This is a genomic window from Streptomyces sporangiiformans (assembly GCF_005768555.2).
In the GTDB taxonomy this organism is placed as follows: Bacteria; Actinomycetota; Actinomycetes; order Streptomycetales; family Streptomycetaceae; genus Streptomyces; species Streptomyces sporangiiformans.
Genome location: NZ_VCHX02000083.1, coordinates 110611 through 128164, shown reverse-complemented (window position 1 = coordinate 128164; position 17554 = coordinate 110611). Strand labels below are relative to the sequence as shown.

The 17554-nt window shown below is 70.6% G+C and carries 17 protein-coding genes; 4 read left to right on the top strand and 13 right to left on the bottom strand.

What is annotated here, in order from left to right; genetic code table 11:
* Window positions 1–4 precede the first annotated feature (4 nt).
* Entirely contained in the window at window positions 5–1279 is a 1275-nt protein-coding gene (locus tag FGD71_RS09385; RefSeq protein WP_119099924.1) for an APC family permease, read from the bottom strand.
* Window positions 1280–1643: 364 nt separating this feature from the next.
* Here FGD71_RS09385 and rho point away from each other — a divergent pair, with 364 nt between their 5' ends.
* Both rho and FGD71_RS09375 read left to right on the top strand, forming a co-directional pair.
* Window positions 1644–2786, top strand: coding sequence for a transcription termination factor Rho (rho, locus tag FGD71_RS09380; RefSeq protein ID WP_119099923.1), 1143 nt, complete (start codon window positions 1644–1646; stop codon window positions 2784–2786).
* Between the two features lie 144 nt (window positions 2787–2930).
* Window positions 2931–4160, top strand: a complete 1230-nt coding sequence (locus FGD71_RS09375) for a D-alanyl-D-alanine carboxypeptidase family protein (protein WP_119099922.1) — start codon at window positions 2931–2933, stop codon at window positions 4158–4160.
* On the opposite strand, the gene FGD71_RS09370 is transcribed toward FGD71_RS09375, so the two are convergent.
* The 12 genes from FGD71_RS09370 to FGD71_RS09315 form a co-directional block, all read right to left on the bottom strand.
* Window positions 4052–5284: a glycosyltransferase 87 family protein gene (locus tag FGD71_RS09370; protein ID WP_119099921.1), complete on the bottom strand. Its 1233-nt coding sequence runs from the start codon at window positions 5282–5284 to the stop codon at window positions 4052–4054. The two genes, FGD71_RS09375 and FGD71_RS09370, sit on opposite strands and share 109 nt — an antisense overlap.
* Window positions 5281–6687 carry a polyprenol phosphomannose-dependent alpha 1,6 mannosyltransferase MptB gene (mptB, locus tag FGD71_RS09365; RefSeq protein WP_119099920.1) on the bottom strand — a complete coding sequence of 469 codons (1407 nt, stop codon included), beginning with the start codon at window positions 6685–6687 and terminating at the stop codon, window positions 5281–5283. The genes FGD71_RS09370 and mptB overlap by 4 nt, the downstream gene beginning before the upstream one ends.
* A gap of 127 nt (window positions 6688–6814) precedes the next feature.
* Window positions 6815–7756 carry a glutaminase gene (locus FGD71_RS09360; protein ID WP_119099919.1) on the bottom strand — a complete coding sequence of 314 codons (942 nt, stop codon included), beginning with the start codon at window positions 7754–7756 and terminating at the stop codon, window positions 6815–6817.
* Window positions 7757–8033: 277 nt separating this feature from the next.
* Window positions 8034–9431 carry an aspartate ammonia-lyase gene (gene aspA / locus FGD71_RS09355; RefSeq protein ID WP_119099918.1) on the bottom strand — a complete coding sequence of 466 codons (1398 nt, stop codon included), beginning with the start codon at window positions 9429–9431 and terminating at the stop codon, window positions 8034–8036.
* 33 nt (window positions 9432–9464) lie between these two features.
* Window positions 9465–10493 (bottom strand): asparaginase, encoded by a 1029-nt coding sequence (locus FGD71_RS09350; RefSeq protein ID WP_119099917.1) that lies wholly within the window; start codon window positions 10491–10493, stop codon window positions 9465–9467.
* Window positions 10490–11932 (bottom strand): amino acid permease, encoded by a 1443-nt coding sequence (locus FGD71_RS09345; RefSeq protein WP_119099916.1) that lies wholly within the window; start codon window positions 11930–11932, stop codon window positions 10490–10492. Before FGD71_RS09345 ends, FGD71_RS09350 begins: the two co-directional genes overlap by 4 nt.
* The gene (locus tag FGD71_RS09340; RefSeq protein ID WP_240436485.1) at window positions 11929–12699 is read right to left on the bottom strand and encodes a FadR/GntR family transcriptional regulator; all 771 of its coding nucleotides are present in this window, start codon (window positions 12697–12699) and stop codon (window positions 11929–11931) included. Before FGD71_RS09340 ends, FGD71_RS09345 begins: the two co-directional genes overlap by 4 nt.
* 65 nt (window positions 12700–12764) lie before the next feature.
* On the bottom strand, window positions 12765–13595 hold the full coding sequence (locus tag FGD71_RS09335; protein WP_119099915.1) for an undecaprenyl-diphosphate phosphatase: 831 nt from the start codon (window positions 13593–13595) through the stop codon (window positions 12765–12767).
* A gap of 66 nt (window positions 13596–13661) precedes the next feature.
* A complete protein-coding gene (crcB, locus tag FGD71_RS09330; protein WP_119099914.1) occupies window positions 13662–14036 on the bottom strand; it encodes a fluoride efflux transporter CrcB in 375 nt (124 codons plus the stop codon).
* Window positions 14033–14389, bottom strand: a complete 357-nt coding sequence (locus FGD71_RS09325) for a DUF190 domain-containing protein (protein ID WP_119099913.1) — start codon at window positions 14387–14389, stop codon at window positions 14033–14035. The genes crcB (FGD71_RS09330) and FGD71_RS09325 overlap by 4 nt, the downstream gene beginning before the upstream one ends.
* Complete coding sequence (gene crcB / locus FGD71_RS09320; protein ID WP_119099912.1) at window positions 14386–14859, bottom strand: fluoride efflux transporter CrcB; 474 nt, start codon at window positions 14857–14859, stop codon at window positions 14386–14388. Before crcB (FGD71_RS09320) ends, FGD71_RS09325 begins: the two co-directional genes overlap by 4 nt.
* Window positions 14860–14911: 52 nt before the next feature.
* The gene (locus FGD71_RS09315; RefSeq protein WP_119099911.1) at window positions 14912–15304 is read right to left on the bottom strand and encodes a nuclear transport factor 2 family protein; all 393 of its coding nucleotides are present in this window, start codon (window positions 15302–15304) and stop codon (window positions 14912–14914) included.
* A gap of 55 nt (window positions 15305–15359) precedes the next feature.
* Between FGD71_RS09315 and FGD71_RS09310 the strand changes: the two genes are divergently transcribed.
* The gene (locus tag FGD71_RS09310) at window positions 15360–15929 is read left to right on the top strand and encodes a PadR family transcriptional regulator (protein ID WP_119099910.1); all 570 of its coding nucleotides are present in this window, start codon (window positions 15360–15362) and stop codon (window positions 15927–15929) included.
* Between the two features lie 70 nt (window positions 15930–15999).
* Window positions 16000–17538, top strand: coding sequence for an AMP-binding protein (locus FGD71_RS09305; protein WP_119099909.1), 1539 nt, complete (start codon window positions 16000–16002; stop codon window positions 17536–17538).
* Window positions 17539–17554 lie beyond the last annotated feature (16 nt).

Genomic DNA, 17554 nt, shown 5'->3' with positions numbered 1-17554 from the left:
GGCGTCACCGTCCCCGATGGGCGGTCACCCTGCGCCGGATGCCATAGGCGGCGGCGCCTGCCACCAGCACCACCGCCCCGGAAACCACCGAGGAGAGGGGCAGGGCGAACGCGAGTACCAGGCAGCCGCCCAGTCCGAACAGCGGAATGACCCGCGCCGGGCGCCCCTCGTCGGGGCTGAGGGTCCAGGCCGAGGCGTTGGCGATGGCGTAGTACGCGAGAACGCCGAAGGAGGAGAACCCGATCGCCCCGCGCACGTCGGCCGTCGCGGCGAGCACGGCCACGGCCGCGCCGACCGCGAGTTCGGCATGGTGCGGCACCTTGAACTTCGGGTGGACGGCGGCCAGTACATGCGGCAGGTGGCGGTCGCGCGCCATGGCCAGGGTCGTCCGGGAGACACCCAGGATCAGCGCGAGCAGCGAGCCGAGCGCGGCCACGGCGGCTCCGACCCGGACCACCGGCACGAGCCAGTCGGCGCCCACGGCCCGTCCGGCGTCCGACAGCGGCGCGGTCGCGTCCGCCAGTCGCTGCGGTCCCAGGACCGCGAGGACGGCGATGGCGACGACGGCGTAGACGACCAGGGTGATGCCGAGCGCGAGCGGGATGGCGCGGGGGATGGTGCGGGCGGGGTCGCGTACCTCCTCGCCGAGGGTGGCGATCCGCGCGTATCCGGCGAAGGCGAAGAAGAGCAGACCCGCGGCCTGGAGCACTCCGCCCAATGCGGCGTCCGAACCGATGTCCAGCCGGGCGGCGTCCGCCTCGGCGGAGGTGAGGGAGGCGACGACCACGGCGGCGAGCACGGCCAGGACCACGGCGACGACGGCGCGGGTGAGCCAGGCGGACTTCTGCACCCCGGCATAGTTCACCGCGGTCAGCGCCACCACCGCGGCGACCGCGACCGCGTGGGCCTGACCGGGCCAGACGTACGAGCCGACGGTCAGCGCCATCGCCGCGCACGAGGCGGTCTTGCCGACCACGAAACTCCAGCCCGCCAGGTAGCCCCAGAAGTCACCGAGCCGCTCGCGGCCGTAGACATAGGTACCGCCGGAGGCCGGGTAGCGGGCGGCCAGTCGGGCCGAGGACGTGGCATTGCAGTAGGCCACCACCGCTGCCAGGGCCAGGCCGAGCAGGAGACCGGACCCGGCCGCGCGGGCGGCCGGAGCGAGCGCGGCGAAGATACCCGCGCCGATCATCGACCCGAGACCGATCACGACCGCATCGGGCACCCCTAGCCGCCGCTGCAACTCCTGTGGCGTCGCGGCGGTCGACGGCCTGCTCATGTCCCACTCCCTCGACTGTGCGAGCCCTCAGCCCATGGGCCTCGATGCTTCGGGTGACGATATATGAGCCGCCCGAAACAGCGGACAGTGGTACAGTCACCTCAGCACTTGTGTACGCCCGTTCTCGGGCGCCAGTGCCGGTTTCACCTCACTCAGCTGATCCGCGGTCTTCTCTTGACCGGCGAAGCAGCTTCTCAGCACCACCTCCTGACGTACGGCCGTGGGCGTTTTCCGTCCGGCGTGCGCGAGGTGATGTCTCCGCCGTGCCGGGGCGTGACCATGCCGCCCCTTCCCGGCCTCTCCCCTCCCTCTCTTCCTTCTCTGATGACCTCATGAATTCGTCCCCTGAAAGGACTCCCCACACGTGACCACCACACTCGAACGTCTTCCCGCCTCGCTCACCCAGGAGCGGGCCACCGGCGTACTCGACATCTCCTCCGACGGGCAGGGCCACCTGCGGACCGAGAGCTGCCTGCCCGAGCCCACCGATCTCCAGGTCTCCCCCGCGCTGGTGCGCCGATACGGCCTGCGCAAGGGAGATCTCGTCGAAGGCGTACGCGGCCGGCAGCGTGCGCTGACCGAGATCGAGCGCGTGGGCGGCCGCACGCCCGAAGAGCTGCGCGGCCGCCCGCACTTCCGTGACCTCACCCCGTTGCACCCACATGATCGGCTGCGGCTCGAGCATCCGGCGGGCGGTCTGACCACGCGGGTCATCGATCTGGTCACACCGATCGGCAAGGGCCAGCGCGGCCTGATCGTCGCCCCGCCGAAGACCGGCAAGACGGTGCTGCTCCAGCAACTGGCCGCCGCCGTCGCCGGCAACCACCCCGAGTGCCATCTGATGGTGGTGCTCCTCGACGAGCGCCCGGAGGAAGTGACCGACATGCGGCGCTCCGTACGCGGTGAAGTGCTCGCCTCGACCTTCGACCGGGCGCCGAAGCAGCACATCGCGCTCGCCGAACTGGCCGTGGAGCGCGCCAAGCGGCTCGTCGAGGCGGGCCAGGACGTCGTGATCCTCCTGGATTCGCTGACCCGGCTGTGCAGGGCGCACAACAACGCGGCCGCCGCCGGCGGCCGTACCCTCAGCGGCGGTGTCGACGCCGCCGCGCTGCACGGTCCCAAGCGGCTCTTCGGTGCCGCGCGCCTCACCGAGGAGGGCGGCTCCCTCACCATCCTCGCCACGGCCCTGGTGGAGACCGGCTCCCGCGCCGACGACTTCTACTTCGAGGAGCTCAAGAGCACCGGCAACATGGAGCTGCGCCTGGACCGCACGCTCGCGGCCCGGCGGACTTATCCGGCCGTCGACATCACACCGTCCGGCACCCGTCGCGAGGAACTGCTGGTCCCCTCGGGTGAGTTGACAGCCGTACGAGCACTGCGGCGGGCCCTGCACTCCCGCGGGGACGCGCAGGCCGGACTCGAATCCCTGCTGGACAGGATGCGGCAGACCCCGGACAACGCGGCGTTCCTTCGGCAGGTCCAGTCGACGGTGCCCGGCGCCCGGTAGCCACTGCGCCCAGCAGCCCGCGCGCAGTGGCCCGGGCGGCCCGCGCCGCCGACCGGACGGGCAGCTTGCGGCATCCGGGTGCTCGATGCCGCCACTCGGCCCTGACACCCGGCGATGTGACCTGCGCGTTCCTACGTTTGCGATATGACTATCGGATTTTCATCCCGCACCGTCATCTGTTGCTCCGCCGCCTGTGTGGTCGGTGCGTTGGCCCTCGCGCCGAGCCCTGCCCTGGCCCGCACCGGAGCCGAAGCGGCCGCAGACGTCGAAACGGCCGTCGCACAGACCGACGCCGAGTCGGTCGCGCAGGCCTCGCCGCTCCCACCGAGCCCCTCGGCCTCCCGGTCCTCGGCGCTGTACCGGCCCGGAACGCACGTCCATCCGCGGGCCGGAGCACCCAAGGTGCCCAAAAATGTCTCCGCCCGGTCATGGCTTGTCGCCGACGCGGACACCGGTGACGTGCTGGCCGCGCACAACGCGCACCTCAAGCTGCCGCCCGCCAGCACCTTGAAGACCCTCTTCGCCCTCACCGTGCTGCCGGTGATGCCCGCGGCCGTCCGGCACACCGTCACGGAGCGGGAGTTGGCGGGAGTCGGCGACGGAAGCAGCCGGGTCGGGGTCGCGGCGGGGAACACCTACCGCGCGTCCGATCTGTGGCGGGGTGTCTTCTTGAACTCCGGCAACGACGCCGTGCACGTGCTGGCGGCGATGAACGGTGGCTGGCGTGCGACGGCCGCCCAGATGCAGGCCAAGGCCCGTACGCTCGGTGCCCGCGACACGCGGGTCGTCTCGCCCGACGGCTACGACGCGCCCGGGCAGGTTTCTTCGGCGTACGACCTGGCGGTGTTCGGGCGGGCCGGGCTGCGCAATCCGGACTTCGCAGGGTACTGCGCCACCGTGGAGGCCAAGTTCCCGGGCGATGGGCGGCCTTTCGCCATCCAGAACACCAATCGCCTGCTGACCGGGGCCGATGGGGTCAAGCCCTATCCGGGGCTCCTCGGCGTCAAGAACGGCTACACCTCCCACGCGGGCAACACGCTGGTCGCCGCCGCGCGCCGCGGTGGGCGCACCCTCGTCGTCACGGTGATGAACCCTCAGTCGAACGAGCACTTCGCCGTCTACGAAGAAACGCGCTCGCTGCTCGACTGGGGTTTCCGGGCAGCCGGGCGCGTCGACCCCGTGGCATCGCTCGACCCGCCGCGCGCCGTGGCGCAAGCGGGCCCGACCGCGACCGCGCGGCCGGCGACGGCGGCGGTCGGTGCGAGCTATGCCTCGTGGACGGATGCGGGGGCGGTCGCGGGCGCGGCCGGTCTGGGGGCGGGGGCCGTGGCACTGGTCCTGAGGCTCCTGCGCGGTCGGTTCACCTGGGAGTGACCCACGGGCAGCCCGAGCAGCAGACCGAGGGTGATCCACACGTACGTGTTGCTCCCGAGGAACCCGTCGACACCGGACGCGTCGTCGAACCACAGCCACACCACGCTGCTGCACAGCAGCACGTACAGGACGCCCACCACCCACAGCAGCCGCCGTCGCCGGAGACCTGACTCGGTCAGGATCGCCAGCGACGGCAGCAGCCACACGAGATGGTGCACCCAGGTGATCGGGCTGAGGAGGCAGGCGGCCAGTCCGGTGAGGGCGAAGGCGCCCAGCAGGTCGTCGTCGGCGGCTGCGCGGCGGGCGCGCCATGCCCAGATGCCCAGGACGGCGAGTGCGACCAACAGCCAGGCGGTGCGGCTCGGTTCGGCGGGTTCGGCGAGCCGGGCCAGCACACCTTGCAGCGACTGGTTGGAGACGTAGGCGAGGCGGCCGATGCGGGTGGTGTCCCAGACCGCCTCGGTCCAGTAGAAGCGGGAGGCGCCCGGCGCGGTCCAGGCCGCGAGGGCGGTGGCGGCCGCGGCGACAGCCGTGGCGATGCCGGCGGCGCGCGGGCGTCGGGCGAGCAGCAGCAGGACGATGAAGATCGCGGGCGTGAGTTTGATCGCGGCGGCGAGCCCGATGCCGACGCCCGCCCACCGGCCGCGGCCGGTGGACAGCAGCCAGGCGTCGCCGAGTACCAGCGCCAGCAGCAGGAGGTTGACCTGGCCGAAGCTGAAGGTGTCGCGGACCGGTTCCAGCAGGGCGAGCAGACAGACGACCACGGCGCAGCCGAACCAGCCGTGCCGCATGAGCCCGAGCGGGGCCAGGATGCGCAGGACGACGGCGGTCGCCGCGAGGTTGAGCAGCAGCCCGACGGCGATCGCGGTGTGCAGTCCGCACAGCGCCATCGGCAGCATGGTGACCGCCGCGAACGGCGGATACGTGAAGCCGTACGTCGTTCCCGGCACCCGGTAGTCGTATATGCGGCCACCGTGGTGGATCCAGGCGTCGACGGCGCCGTAGTACACGCGCAGGTCGAAGAAGTCCCGCAGCAGCGGCACCGTCGCGGTGAACAGGGCCACGGCGGTGGCGAGCAGGAGCACGCACAGCGCTCGCCCGCGATCGGTACGCGGAAGCCTCATGCCGTCCGCTCCAGCACCGGTGCGTTCGACATCTGACGCGCCTGACGGGCCTGCCAGAGCACGATCACAGCGAGCACTCCGCCCGACACGGCCAGGACCAACTGCCCGGCGTCCGGCGGGTCTCCACTGGGCAGGACGCCGAGCGCGAGGACCCCGGTCACGGCTGCGGCCCGGTGCCGTACCGAGGTGCTGGGCGCGGCCGCGGCGATGAGGAACAGTCCCCACAGCGCGTACCAGGGACGGACCGCCGGGCCCAGGAAGGCCACCGCGGCCAGGCTGAGTCCCAGCGCGTAGACGGGGCTGGGGGTGGGGCGGCGCAGCCATATGACGAGTAGGGCGACGGCGGTGGCCGCGAGGCCGAGGGCGTGCCAGGCGGGCAGGGCGAGCGGGGCGAGGCCGCTGCCGAGATCCTTGAGAACGGATGCGGTGGCCCGGCCGAGAACACTCGTGGGCGACCAGTTGTGCGGGGAGACAGGCGTCTTCAGCGCACCGGTCCAGCCATACCCCGTACCGGCGACGGCCGTGGCCACGACGGTCGTGGCGAGGGCGACCGCCGTGGTCGTCAGGGTCGCCTTCCACACCTTTCTGCCCGCTCGCGCCTGGAGTGCCACGACGGCCGCGAGGCCGAGCACGGCAGGCACTTTGACCAGGGCGGCGAGCGTGACGAGCACGGCGCCCAGGATGGGCCACCGGCCGAGCGCCGCCACCAGACCGGCCCCGAGCAGCCCCAGCATGATGGCGTCGTTGTGCGCTCCCGCGACGAGGTGCAGCAGCACGAGCGGGTTGAGCGCTCCGAGCCACAGGGCGGCGGCCGGGTCGGCGCCGCTGTGCCGGGCCAGCCTCGGCAGCGCCGCCGCCATCAGCGCCACTCCGAGCAGCGCGACGACCCGCATCCCGAACAACCCGGCCGGCACCTCGCCCCGCGTGAGAGCGGACAGCGAGGAGGCGACGGCGAGGAAGACGGGACCGTACGGCGTCGCCGTCTGCTGCCACACGGGCGCCACCTCGTCCGCGAGGGGCCCGCCGAGCCGCGCGGGCCCGTACGTGTAGACATCGATGTGCGCGTCGACCATGGCGCCCTGGGCCAGATAGCTGTAGACATCCCGGCTGAACAGCGGCGGCGCGATCAGTAACGGCGTGGCCCACACCGCGAGCACCACGAGCAGCTGCCGCGGACTCGGCGGCTCGGGCCCTCGGAGCACCCGGCCCAGCAGAGCCCAGGCGGCTATGAGCAGCACCAGCCCGAAGTACACGCCGACCAGGCCGAGCGCCGCCTGTCCCGACGCCGGGGACGGCAGCTCGCGCACCGGCAGGGCACCGGCCGTCTTGCCTCCCGCCACGAGAAAGCCCGAACCCGCGAGCCCGAGCAACTGGCAACGACGCACATCGACAGAGGAACCCATGGCCAACACTCGGGCAGCCTGTCAACGCCGGGTGGCCGGAAAGCGACGCACGCCCCTCTGAGCGGCAGCCACAGCATGTCCGCCGTGTTACCGGACGTCCGCCACGTGGGACGACGTGGGCCGACCGTCAGAACACCGACAGTCCCGTCAGTGTCGTGAAGCGCTCCAGGGCCGCGACGCCGGCCACCGAGTTGCCCCGTTCGTCCAGGCCAGGGCTCCACACGCACAGGGTGCAGCGGCCGGGCACAACCGCGATGATGCCGCCGCCGACGCCGCTCTTGCCGGGCAGGCCGACCCGGTACGCGAACTCGCCCGCGGCGTCGTAGGTGCCGCAGGTGAGCATGATCGCGTTGATCTGCTTGGCCTGACTTCGGGTCAGCAGGCGGGTGCCGTCGGCGCGTATGCCGTGACGGGCCAGGAAGCCGGTGGCGAGGGCGAGGTCGGCGCAGGAGGCCTCGATGGAGCACTGGTGGAAGTACTGGTCGAGGAGGACCGGGACCGGGTTGACGATGTTTCCGTACGCCGCCATGAAGTGGCCGAGCGCGGCGTTGCGGTCGCCGTGGGCGGACTCGGAGGCGGCGATGTCCTTGTTGATGGCGAGGTGTGTGTTGCCGCTCTCCGCGCGCAGGAAGCCGAGGAGAGCGCCGACCGCGTCGCCGGTCTGGGCCTGGAGGCGGTCGGTGACGACGAGCGCGCCGGCGTTGATGAACGGGTTGCGCGGGATGCCGTTCTCGTACTCCAACTGCACCAGCGAATTGAAGGCGTTGCCGGAGGGCTCGCGGCCGACGTGCTCCCACAAGGGATCGCCCTGGCCCGCCAGAACGAGCGCGAGAGTGAAGACCTTCGTGATGGACTGGGCGGAGAACGGCTGCCGCCAGTCCCCCACCCCGTACACCGTGCCGTCCGGTTCCGCGACGGCCATGCCGAACCGGCGCGGGTCGCGCGCGGCGAGCGCCGGGATGTAGTCGGCGGGTCGGCCACGCCCGGGCGTGTTCTCGATCTCGGCCGCGATGCGTTCGAGGACCGGTTGAAAGGTCGGGGACGACGAAACCTCTGCCATGATCACCATTCTGCCCCTCGGCCTCGGCGCCGAGGACGATCCCAACGAGCCGATACCGCTCCGAGCCACCAAGCCGGGCAGCGCGGCGCGCGTCTCCGCGGCCGCACCGATCCCGACGGGGTGCGAGAGCCGGCGCCCCGCGAAGCCCACACCGATCCCGGCAAAGCGCGAGAGCGTGCGCCCCGCGAAGCGCGATGCCGGTCCCTTACGCAGACCCATGGGTGAGCACGGGTGCCCGCGCCATCATCGTGCGCCCGACCCTGCGCACCACGGGCACCCGCGCGACTCAGCCGGCCCGTGAACCCGCGAGCACCTCCGGCCGCAGCAGGGCGGCCAGCCGGTCGGCGGGCAACAGGCCCTTCTCCAGGACGAGTTCGGCCACGCCGCGACCGGTGGCGAGGGCCTCCTTCGCGATGCCGGTGGCCGCCTCGTACCCGATGTGCGGGTTGAGCGCGGTCACCAGCCCGATGGAGTTCTCGACGGCTTCGCGCAGCACGTCCTCGTTGGCCGTGATACCGGCGACGCAGCGCTCGGCGAGCGTCAGGCAGGCGGCGCGCAGATGCGTGAGGCTCTCCGACAGGGCGTGCAGGATGATCGGCTCGAAGGCGTTGAGCTGGAGCTGACCCGCCTCGGCGGCCATCGTGATGGTGACGTCGTTGCCGATCACCTCGAAGGCGACCTGGTTGACCACCTCGGGGATCACCGGGTTCACCTTGCCGGGCATGATGCTCGAACCCGCCTGGACCGGCGGCAGGTTGATCTCGTTCAGGCCCGCGCGTGGTCCGGACGACAGCAGCCGCAGGTCGTTGCAGCTCTTCGAGAGCTTCACCGCGATCCGCTTCAGCACCCCGGACATCTGGACGAAGGCCCCGCAGTCCTGCGTGGCCTCGACGAGGTTGACCGCGGTGACCAGCGGCAGCCCGGTGATGTCCGCGAGGTGCCGGCGCGCGGCCTCGGCGTACCCGGCGGGCGCGTTGAGCCCGGTGCCGATCGCCGTCGCGCCCAGGTTGATCTCGTGGATCAGCTCGACGGCCTCAGCGAGCCGGCTGCGGTCCTCCTCCAGCATCACCGCGTACGCCGAGAACTCCTGACCGAGCGTCATCGGCACCGCGTCCTGCAGCTGCGTACGCCCCATCTTCAGTACGTCGCGGAACTCGACGGCCTTGGCGGCGAAGGCGTCCTGCAACACCGCCATCGCCTGGAGCAGGCCGCGCACCGCGAAGACCGTGGCGACGTTGACGGCGGTCGGGTAGACGTCGTTGGTCGACTGGCCGAGGTTGACGTCCTCGTTCGGGTGCAGGAACTCGTACTCGCCCTTGGGGTGGCCGAGCAGTTCCAACGCCCGGTTGGCCACGACCTCGTTGGCGTTCATGTTCGTCGAGGTCCCCGCGCCGCCCTGGATCACGTCGACGACGAACTGGTCGTGCAGCTTCCCGTCGCGGATCTCCCGGCAGGCCTCGATGATGGCCGCCGCCTTGCGGGGCTCCAGCAGGCCGAGTTCCTCGTTGGCGCGGGCGGCGGCCTCCTTGACGGCGGCCAGTGCCACGATGAGGTGCGGGTAGGCGGAGATGGAAGTGCCCGTGATGGGGAAGTTCTCCTTGGCGCGCAGGGAGTGGATCCCCCAGTACGCCTCGGCGGGAACATCGCGGTCGCCGAGCAGGTCGTGCTCTCTGCGGAGGGTCATGCTGCGACCTCTTCTTTCTGAAGGTGGGGACGATCAGACCTGCGGGAGCGGTTCGAGTGCACGGGCCGGCCGGATGCTCCCGACCACCGCGCCACCCCCGAGCAACGGCGCTTGAACGAACTCGGCGAGCGCGTCCGCGTCGACGCCACAGCGCGCCAGGGCCGCCGCGACCACGGGCACACGGGCCCGGTCCGCCCCGTCGGCGATCTTCACGGCGACGGCACGGCCATCGGGCAGTGCCGCGACGTGTACGCCTTCGAAGCCGTCCTTGGTGAGCAGCCCCGGCACGGCCCGCATCAGCGCGGCCACGTCGCGCCCCGAGCCGGACACCATCTCGGCGTGCTCGCGCATCGCGTCGGCCACGCGCGCTTCGGGGGTGCCGGGCGGGGCGGTGGCTATCCGGGCCGCGGCGCGCGCGAGCCCGTGCAGCGAAACGGAGAACAGGGGCGCCCCGCAGCCGTCGACGGACACATGCGCGACGGCCTGCCCGGTGAGGTCCTCGACGAGCTCCGCTATCGCCTGCTGGAGCGGATGCGCGGGATCGAGGTAGTCGTCGAGCGACCAGCCGTTCAGCCGCGCCGCGTACACCATCGCCGCGTGCTTGCCCGAGCAGTTCTGGGCGAGCCGGGACGGCAGCCGCCCCGCGCGGATCCAGTCGTCCCGGACGACCGGGTCGAAGGGCAGGTCCGGCACGTTGCGCAGGTCGTCCTCGGCGAGCCCGGCCAGCTCCAGGATCCGCCGGGTTCCGGCGAGATGCCGCTCCTCGCCGGAGTGGCTGGCCGCGGTGAGCGCGAGCAGCTCCCCTTCGAGCGGCAGTCCTGCCCGCAGCAGCGCCGCGGCCTGTACGGGCTTGAGCGCCGAGCGCGGATAGAAGGCCGCCTCGATGTCACCGATCTGCAGGTCCACGTTTCCGTCGGCGCCGAGTACGACGACCGAGCCGTAGTGGATGCCCTCGATGACACCGCTGCGCACGAGATGCGCGACGGGCGCGTGCAGCGGTTCGCGGACAGCGGGCGCCTCTGCGAGTGAACTGCCGTACTCGGCGAGCGTGTTGAGGCTCAAGCGTCCACCTCCGGCTTTCGTACGGCCGCGACCCGGCCGCGCACCGCGTACCAACCCGCCACCAGCGCCGCCACGATGATCGGCAGACACAGCACCGTCGTACGTCCCGGTCCTCCGTCGGCGTACATCAGCACGAGCACGGAGGCGAGGAAGAACAGCGTGACGAGCTCCGTCCAGGGCGAGCCCGGCAGCCGGTAGCTCGGCCGCTCCAACTGCCCGTCCTGCGTCTTCCGCCAGAACACCAGGTGACTGATCATGATCATGCCCCAGGTGGCGAGGATGCCGATGGCCGCGAAGTTCAGCACGATCTCGAAGGCGTCCGCGGGGACGACGAAGTTCAGGCCGACACCGAGCACACAGATGCCACTGGTGAGCAGGATCCCGCCGTACGGGACCTGGCTGCGGCTCATCACCCCGGTGAACTTCGGCGCGGAGCCGGACATCGCCATGGAGCGCAGGATGCGGCCGGTCGAGTAGAGCCCGGAGTTGAGGCTGGACATGGCGGCGGTCATCACGACCAGGTTCATCACACCGCCAGCGGCCGGGATGCCGATGTTGGAGAGCACGGTGACGAACGGGCTCTCCCCGGCGGTGTACTTGTTCCAGGGCAGCAGCATCGACAGCAGGAGCACCGAGCCGACGTAGAAGAGACCGACGCGCCACATGATGGAGTTGATGGCCTTCGGCATGACCTTCTCGGGGTTCTCCGTCTCGCCCGCGGCGACACCGACCAGCTCGACGGAGGCGTACGCGAAGACGACGCCCTGGACGATCAGCAGCATCGGCAGCAGGCCGTTGGGGAAGATGCCGCCGTTGTCAGTGATCAGCGAGGGGCCGGGGGTGGTCCCGTCCACGGGCTGCTGGGTGACCAGCAGGAAGATCCCGATGAGCATGAAGGCCACCAGCGCGCCGACCTTGATGATCGCGAACCAGAACTCCAGTTCGCCGAAGATCTTCACCGAGATGAGGTTCACGGTGAGCACCACGGCGAGCGCGATGAGCGCGATCACCCACTGCGGGATGTCGGAGAACATGCCCCAGTAGTGGGTGTAGGTGGCGACCGCGGTGATGTCGGCGATGCCGGTGGTCGCCCAGTTCAGGAAGTACATCCAGCCCGCGGTGTACGCGCCCTTCTCACCGAGGAACTCCCGGGCGTACGACACGAAGGCGCCGGACGACGGCCGGTACAGGACGAGTTCGCCGAGGGCTCTGACGACCAGGAAGGCGAAGACACCGCAGACGGCGTACGCGATGAAGAGCGAAGGGCCGGCGTCGGCGAGGCGGCCGCCGGCGCCGAGGAAGAGTCCGGTACCGATCGCGCCGCCGATGGCGATCATGTTGACGTGCCGGGACTTCAGGGACTTGCTGTACCCCTCGTCTCCGGCGTCCACGTGACTGGCCGGCTTCCTTAGCTCTTCGTGGAGGGACTGCTCACTCACGCCGGGGTCTCGCCTTCTGTGGGGGTGTTCGTGTTCGTGTTCGGGTTCGTGTTTTCGGGGCGGTCAAGACCCTCAGGGCGCACGATCGCGGTGAGGGTCGTCTCGACGCGGTCGAGGTGATGGGCCATGGCCTCGGTGGCGTCATGTGCGCTGCTGTCGATCAACGCCTCGACGATGGCCCGGTGTTCGCGATTGGACTGCTCGCGTCGGCCGCCGAGTTCGTTGAGGAACGCCGACTGGCGGGCCAGCGCGTCGCGAATCTCCTCGATCACGCGCCGGAAGACCGGGTTCTGCGCGGCCTGCGCGACGGCGAGGTGGAAGAGCGTGTCCATGGCCACCCAGGCGGTGGTGTCGGTCTCGCGCTCCATCCGGTCGAGCAGGTGGGCGAGGTGGTCGAGGTCCTCGGGCGTGCGGCGCACGGCGGCGTAGCCCGCGACGGGGATCTCGACATGGCGCCGGACCTCTATGAGATCGCTGGCCGCGTAGTCGCCGAAGGTGGGGTCCACGACCGGCCCGGTGGAGACGACGAACGTGCCCTTGCCGGTACGGGAGACGGTCAGGCCCATCGTCTGCAGGGCCCGCAGAGCCTCCCGCAGCACGGGCCGGCTCACCTCGAGGCTCCGGCACAGTTCCGCCTCGGAGGGCAGCTTGTCCCCGACGGCGTACTCGCCACGCTCGATCGCACTGCGCAGATGACTGAGCACCGCTTCCATCGCACTGACGCGACGCGGCATCGAGCCACCTGTCTGGCTGTCTGACAGGTTCACGCAGGTGATCCTGGGGGGAATAGGAGGTGACTGTCAAGGGTTCGCGGGCAACCCACCCCGGACGGTCAGAGCACCCCGGCGGCCAAGAGCCCGAACAGCACCACTCCTGTCGCGAGTCGGTAGACCACGAAGGCATTGAAGGAGTGGCTGGTGACGAACTTCAGCAGCCAGGCGATGGAGGCGTACGCGACCACGAACGAGACGGCCGAGCCCACGACCAGTGGAGCGGTGCCCACGCCCGCGCCCAAGGCGTCCTTGAGTTCGTACAGGCCGGCGCCGGTGAGTGCCGGGATGCCGAGGAAGAAGGAGAGCCGGGTGGCCGCAACCCGGTCGAGGTCGAGCATGAGCGCGGTGGACATCGTCGCGCCGGAGCGCGAGAAGCCCGGGAAGAGCAGGGCCAGGATCTGTGAACCGCCTACCAGCATCGCATCCTTGAACGAGGTGTCATCCTCGCCCCGCTTGTGCCGGCCCGTCCGGTCCGCCGCCCACATCACCCCGCTGCCGACGATCAGCGAACCCGCGACCACCCAGAGCGAGGCGAGCGGCCCCTCGATGAGCGGTTTGGCGGCGAGGCCGACGGCGACCACCGGGATCGTCGCGCAGATCACCCACCAGGCGAACCTGTAGTCGTGGTGGTGGCGCTCCTCGCGGTCGGTGAGGCCGCGGCACCAGGCGGAGACGATCCGCGCGATGTCCTTGGAGAAGTAGACGAGCACCGCGGCGATCGCGCCGACCTGGATGAAGGCGGAGAAGCCGACGACGGCGTGGTCGTCGACGGGGATGCCCATGAGTCCTTCCGTGATCTTGAGATGGCCCGTGGAGGAAACGGGGAGGAATTCGGTCACCCCCTCGACGGCTCCGAGGACGACGGCCTGACCGACGGAGATGGCGCTCATGGGATCCAGTTCTGCTGCGGGGAGGGCGGCGGAGCCAGTCGTACTACGCGCAGGTGAGCCCGCGGACTACGCCCACAGGGCTTCAGCGATCGAAACCCCGGCAAATGCCGCGCCGAGCCCCGCGACCACGCTCGCGATCACATTGACGGCGGCGTAGAAGCGGGCCCCGTCCTCGGCCAGCCGCAGGGTCTCGTACGAGAAGGTCGAGTACGTGGTGAGCGCTCCGCACAGACCGGTGCCGAGCAGCAGCTGGAGGTGCGAGGAGGCCGCTCCCGCCGCGGCCGCACCGGTCAGTGCACCCAGGATCAGACTGCCGACGACGTTCACGGTGAAGGTGCCCCAGGGGAAGACCGTGTCGTGCCGGGACTGCACCGCCCGATCGGTGAGATAGCGCAGGGGTGCGCCGACCATTCCGCCGGCGATCACCAACAGCCAGTTCACGAGGACTTCTTACCTTCCTCACGGCCGACATACCGGATGACCTCACAGTCGTCGAGCATCACCAGCCCCTCCCCCACCAGCTCGTCGAGCTCCGGCAGAAAGGCCCGCACACGTTCCTCCGTGTCCACGATGACGACGGCCACGGGCAGGTCCTCACTCAGCGACAGCAGCCGCGAGGTGTGGATCAGTGAGGACGCGCCGAATCCCTCGACGCCCCGGAACACGCTGGCGCCCGCGAGCCCTGCCTCGCGCGCCCGGTGCACGATCTGCGAGTACAGCGGCTTGCGGTGCCAGGTGTCGTTCTCGCCGATGAAGATCGTCAGGCGCAGGGCGCTGCCGGTGAGCCTCGTCATCGCCGTCTCCATTCCAGTACCCGGCGCGTCGCCGTCACCGCGAGCCATACCGCCGCGAGCGCGCCGACGAGGGTGGCGGCGAGATATCCGAGGCCGGCCCGGGGACGGCCCGCGTCGACCAGCTTCTGGATGTCGACGACATACGTCGAGAAGGTGGTGAAGCCGCCAAGCACCCCGGTGCCGAAGAAGGGACGGACCAGCCGATGGGCCGCCCACACGTCAGTGATCACGACCATGAAGACACCGATCACGGCACACCCGGAGACGTTGACCCAGAACGTCGCCCACGGGAACGCGCCCGTCTGCGCGGGCCAGATCAGCGACGCCGCGTACCGGGCGCTCGCGCCGAGCGCGCCGCCTGCCGCGACCACCGCCACGACCCGGCCCTGCCCACGCCACACCGACGGACGCGGGGCAGGCACGCGAAATTCCCCGGGTCCGTCCACCTGCTCGGAGTGGGGAGCTGTCATGGGCGTGCCTCTCCTGGTCGCGGCAGGAGATCAGGCTAACTCCGCCCGCTGATCAGGCGCCCGCCGCCTCCTGCGCGATGCGGTCGAACTGGGCCGCCATCGCCTGCTGGAGTGCCTGGGCGGCCGACAGCGGACGGACCATGACCACGAGGTCGTCGATCCGGCCGTCCTCGTCGAAGTGCAGGAAGTCGCAGCCCTGGATCTCCCGGTCCCCGACGCGCGCCTCGAAGACGAGGGCCAGGTCGCGGCCGTCGGCGTCGGCGATCTCCCGGACGTACCGGAAGTCCTCGAAGACGCGCATGACGCCGCCCAGGATCGCGGCGGTGATCGCCTTTCCGGCGTACGGCTTGAAGACCACCGGGCTGGTGAACACGACGTCCTCGGCGAGCAGGTCGACCACTGCCGCGTGATCGCCGTCCTCGACCGCCTTGCGGAAGGGGTTCATGACACTCCTCATAGTCAATTTGTTGATTAGGTGTGTCGGAGAGTACGCTCTCCGCATGGCACTGCGCAACGCTCTGCTGGCCTCACTCCTCGACGGCGAGGCGTCCGGCTACGACCTGGCGAAGAACTTCGACGCGTCGGTGGCCAACTTCTGGATGGCGACGCCCCAGCAGCTCTACCGCGAGCTGGACCGCATGGCGTCCGAGGGTCTGGTCGAGGCCAGGGTCGTACGGCAGGAGCGCAGGCCGGACAAGCGGCTCTTCGCACTGACGGAGGCGGGCCGGCGCGCGCTGCGCGACTTCACCGCCGAGCCGCCCCGGCCCACCGCGATCCGCGACGAGCTGCTGGTCAAGCTGCAGGCCGTGGACGAGGGCGACGAGGCGGCCGTACGGGCGTCCGTCGAGGAACGCGTCGAGTGGGCCCGGGCGAAGCTGGCCCGGTACGAGCGGCTGCGGCTCCGGCTGCTGGACGGGCGCGGCGAGGAGGAGTTCCTGGCCGGGGCCGAGCGGGTGGGCCCGTATCTCACTCTGCTGGGTGGCATCGCATTCGAGTCGGGGAACGTCCGCTGGGGCGAGCGGGTGCTCACGATCCTGGAGCGGCGGGCGGCGGCGCGCGCGTCGCGGTGACGGCGGGGGTACGTACTTGCCGGTGACGACCGAGGTACATACGTAGGAACACCGACCCGGAGGTGCTGTCGTGTACTACCCCTTGACCGTCCGTGACTTCCTCGACCGCGCGGCCCATGTGTATCCGGACCGCGTCGCCGTCGTGGACGAACCGGAGCAGCCAGGACCGAGCCTGGGAGAGCTCACGTACCGGGAGCTGGCGTCGCTGGCCCGTGCGCAGGCCGCCCGGCTCGACCGTCTCGGCGTCCCCGTGGGCGGCCGGGTCGCGGTGGTCTCGCAGAACTCGGCGCGGCTGCTGACCTCGTTCTTCGGTGTCTCCGGCTGGGGGCGCGTCCTGGTGCCGGTCAACTTCCGCCTCACACAGCCGGAGATCGACTACATCGTCCGGCACTCGGGCGCCTCCGTCGTCTACGCGGACGCGTCCTGCGCGGATGTGCTCGACACGCTCGACGTCAAACACAAGTTCGTGTTCGGCGACCGTGACGACGAGGAGCTCTTCCTACACGGCACTGCGCCGCAGGAGTGGGCCGAGCCGGCCGAGGACGCCACCGCCAGTATCAACTACACCTCCGGAACGACCGCCCGGCCCAAGGGAGTCCAGCTCACACACCGCAATCTGTGGCTGAACGCGACCGTGTTCGGTCTGCACACCACGATCAGCGATCGTGACGTCTATCTGCACACCCTGCCGATGTTCCACGCCAACGGCTGGGGCATGCCGTACGGCGTGACGGGTGTCGGCGGCCGCCACATCGTGCTCCGCCAGATCGACGGGGCCGAGATCCTGCGGCGTGTCGAGCGGCACGGTGTCACCCTGATGTGTGCGGCGCCCGCCGTTTTGAACGCCGTGCTCGACGCGGCGGCCGACTTCGGCGGTGAGATTCCCGGACGCGACCGGGTCCGCATCGTCTGCGCCGGCGCGCCGCCGCCGACCCGCACCATCGAGCGCGTGATGGGCGAGCTCGGCTGGGAGTTCATCCAGATCTACGGTCTCACCGAGACCTCCCCGCTCGTCACGGTCAACCGTGGCCGCGCCGAGTGGGACGACCTGGACACCACCGAACGCGCCCGCAGGCTGGGCCGGGCGGGCGTGCCCGCGCTCGGTGTACGCGTGGACGTGGACGTGGACGGCGAGGTACTCACCGCCTCGAACCACAACCTGGACGGCTACTGGGACCAGCCCGAGGAGACGGCGAAGGCACAGGCGGGCGGCTGGTTCCACACCGGGGACGGCGGATACGTCGACGACGAGGGCTACTTGGTGATCTCCGACCGCAAGAAGGACGTCATCATCTCCGGCGGCGAGAACGTGTCGTCGATCGAGGTGGAGGACGTGATCACCTCACATCCGGCCGTGCGCGAGGTGGCGGTCATCGGGATCCCCGACGCCCGGTGGGGCGAGCTGGTCACGGCGCTCGTCGTGACGGACGGATCGGGTCTCACGGCCGAGGAGTTGATCGCCCACTGCCGTACCCGGCTCGCCGGTTTCAAGACTCCCAAGCGGGTCGACTTCGTCGAGTCGCTACCGCGTACGGCCACCGGGAAGCTGCAGAAGTTCAAGCTGCGCGAGCCGTTCTGGACGCACGGCGGGGGCGACAGTCGGCAGTAGCGGCGGTACGTGACGA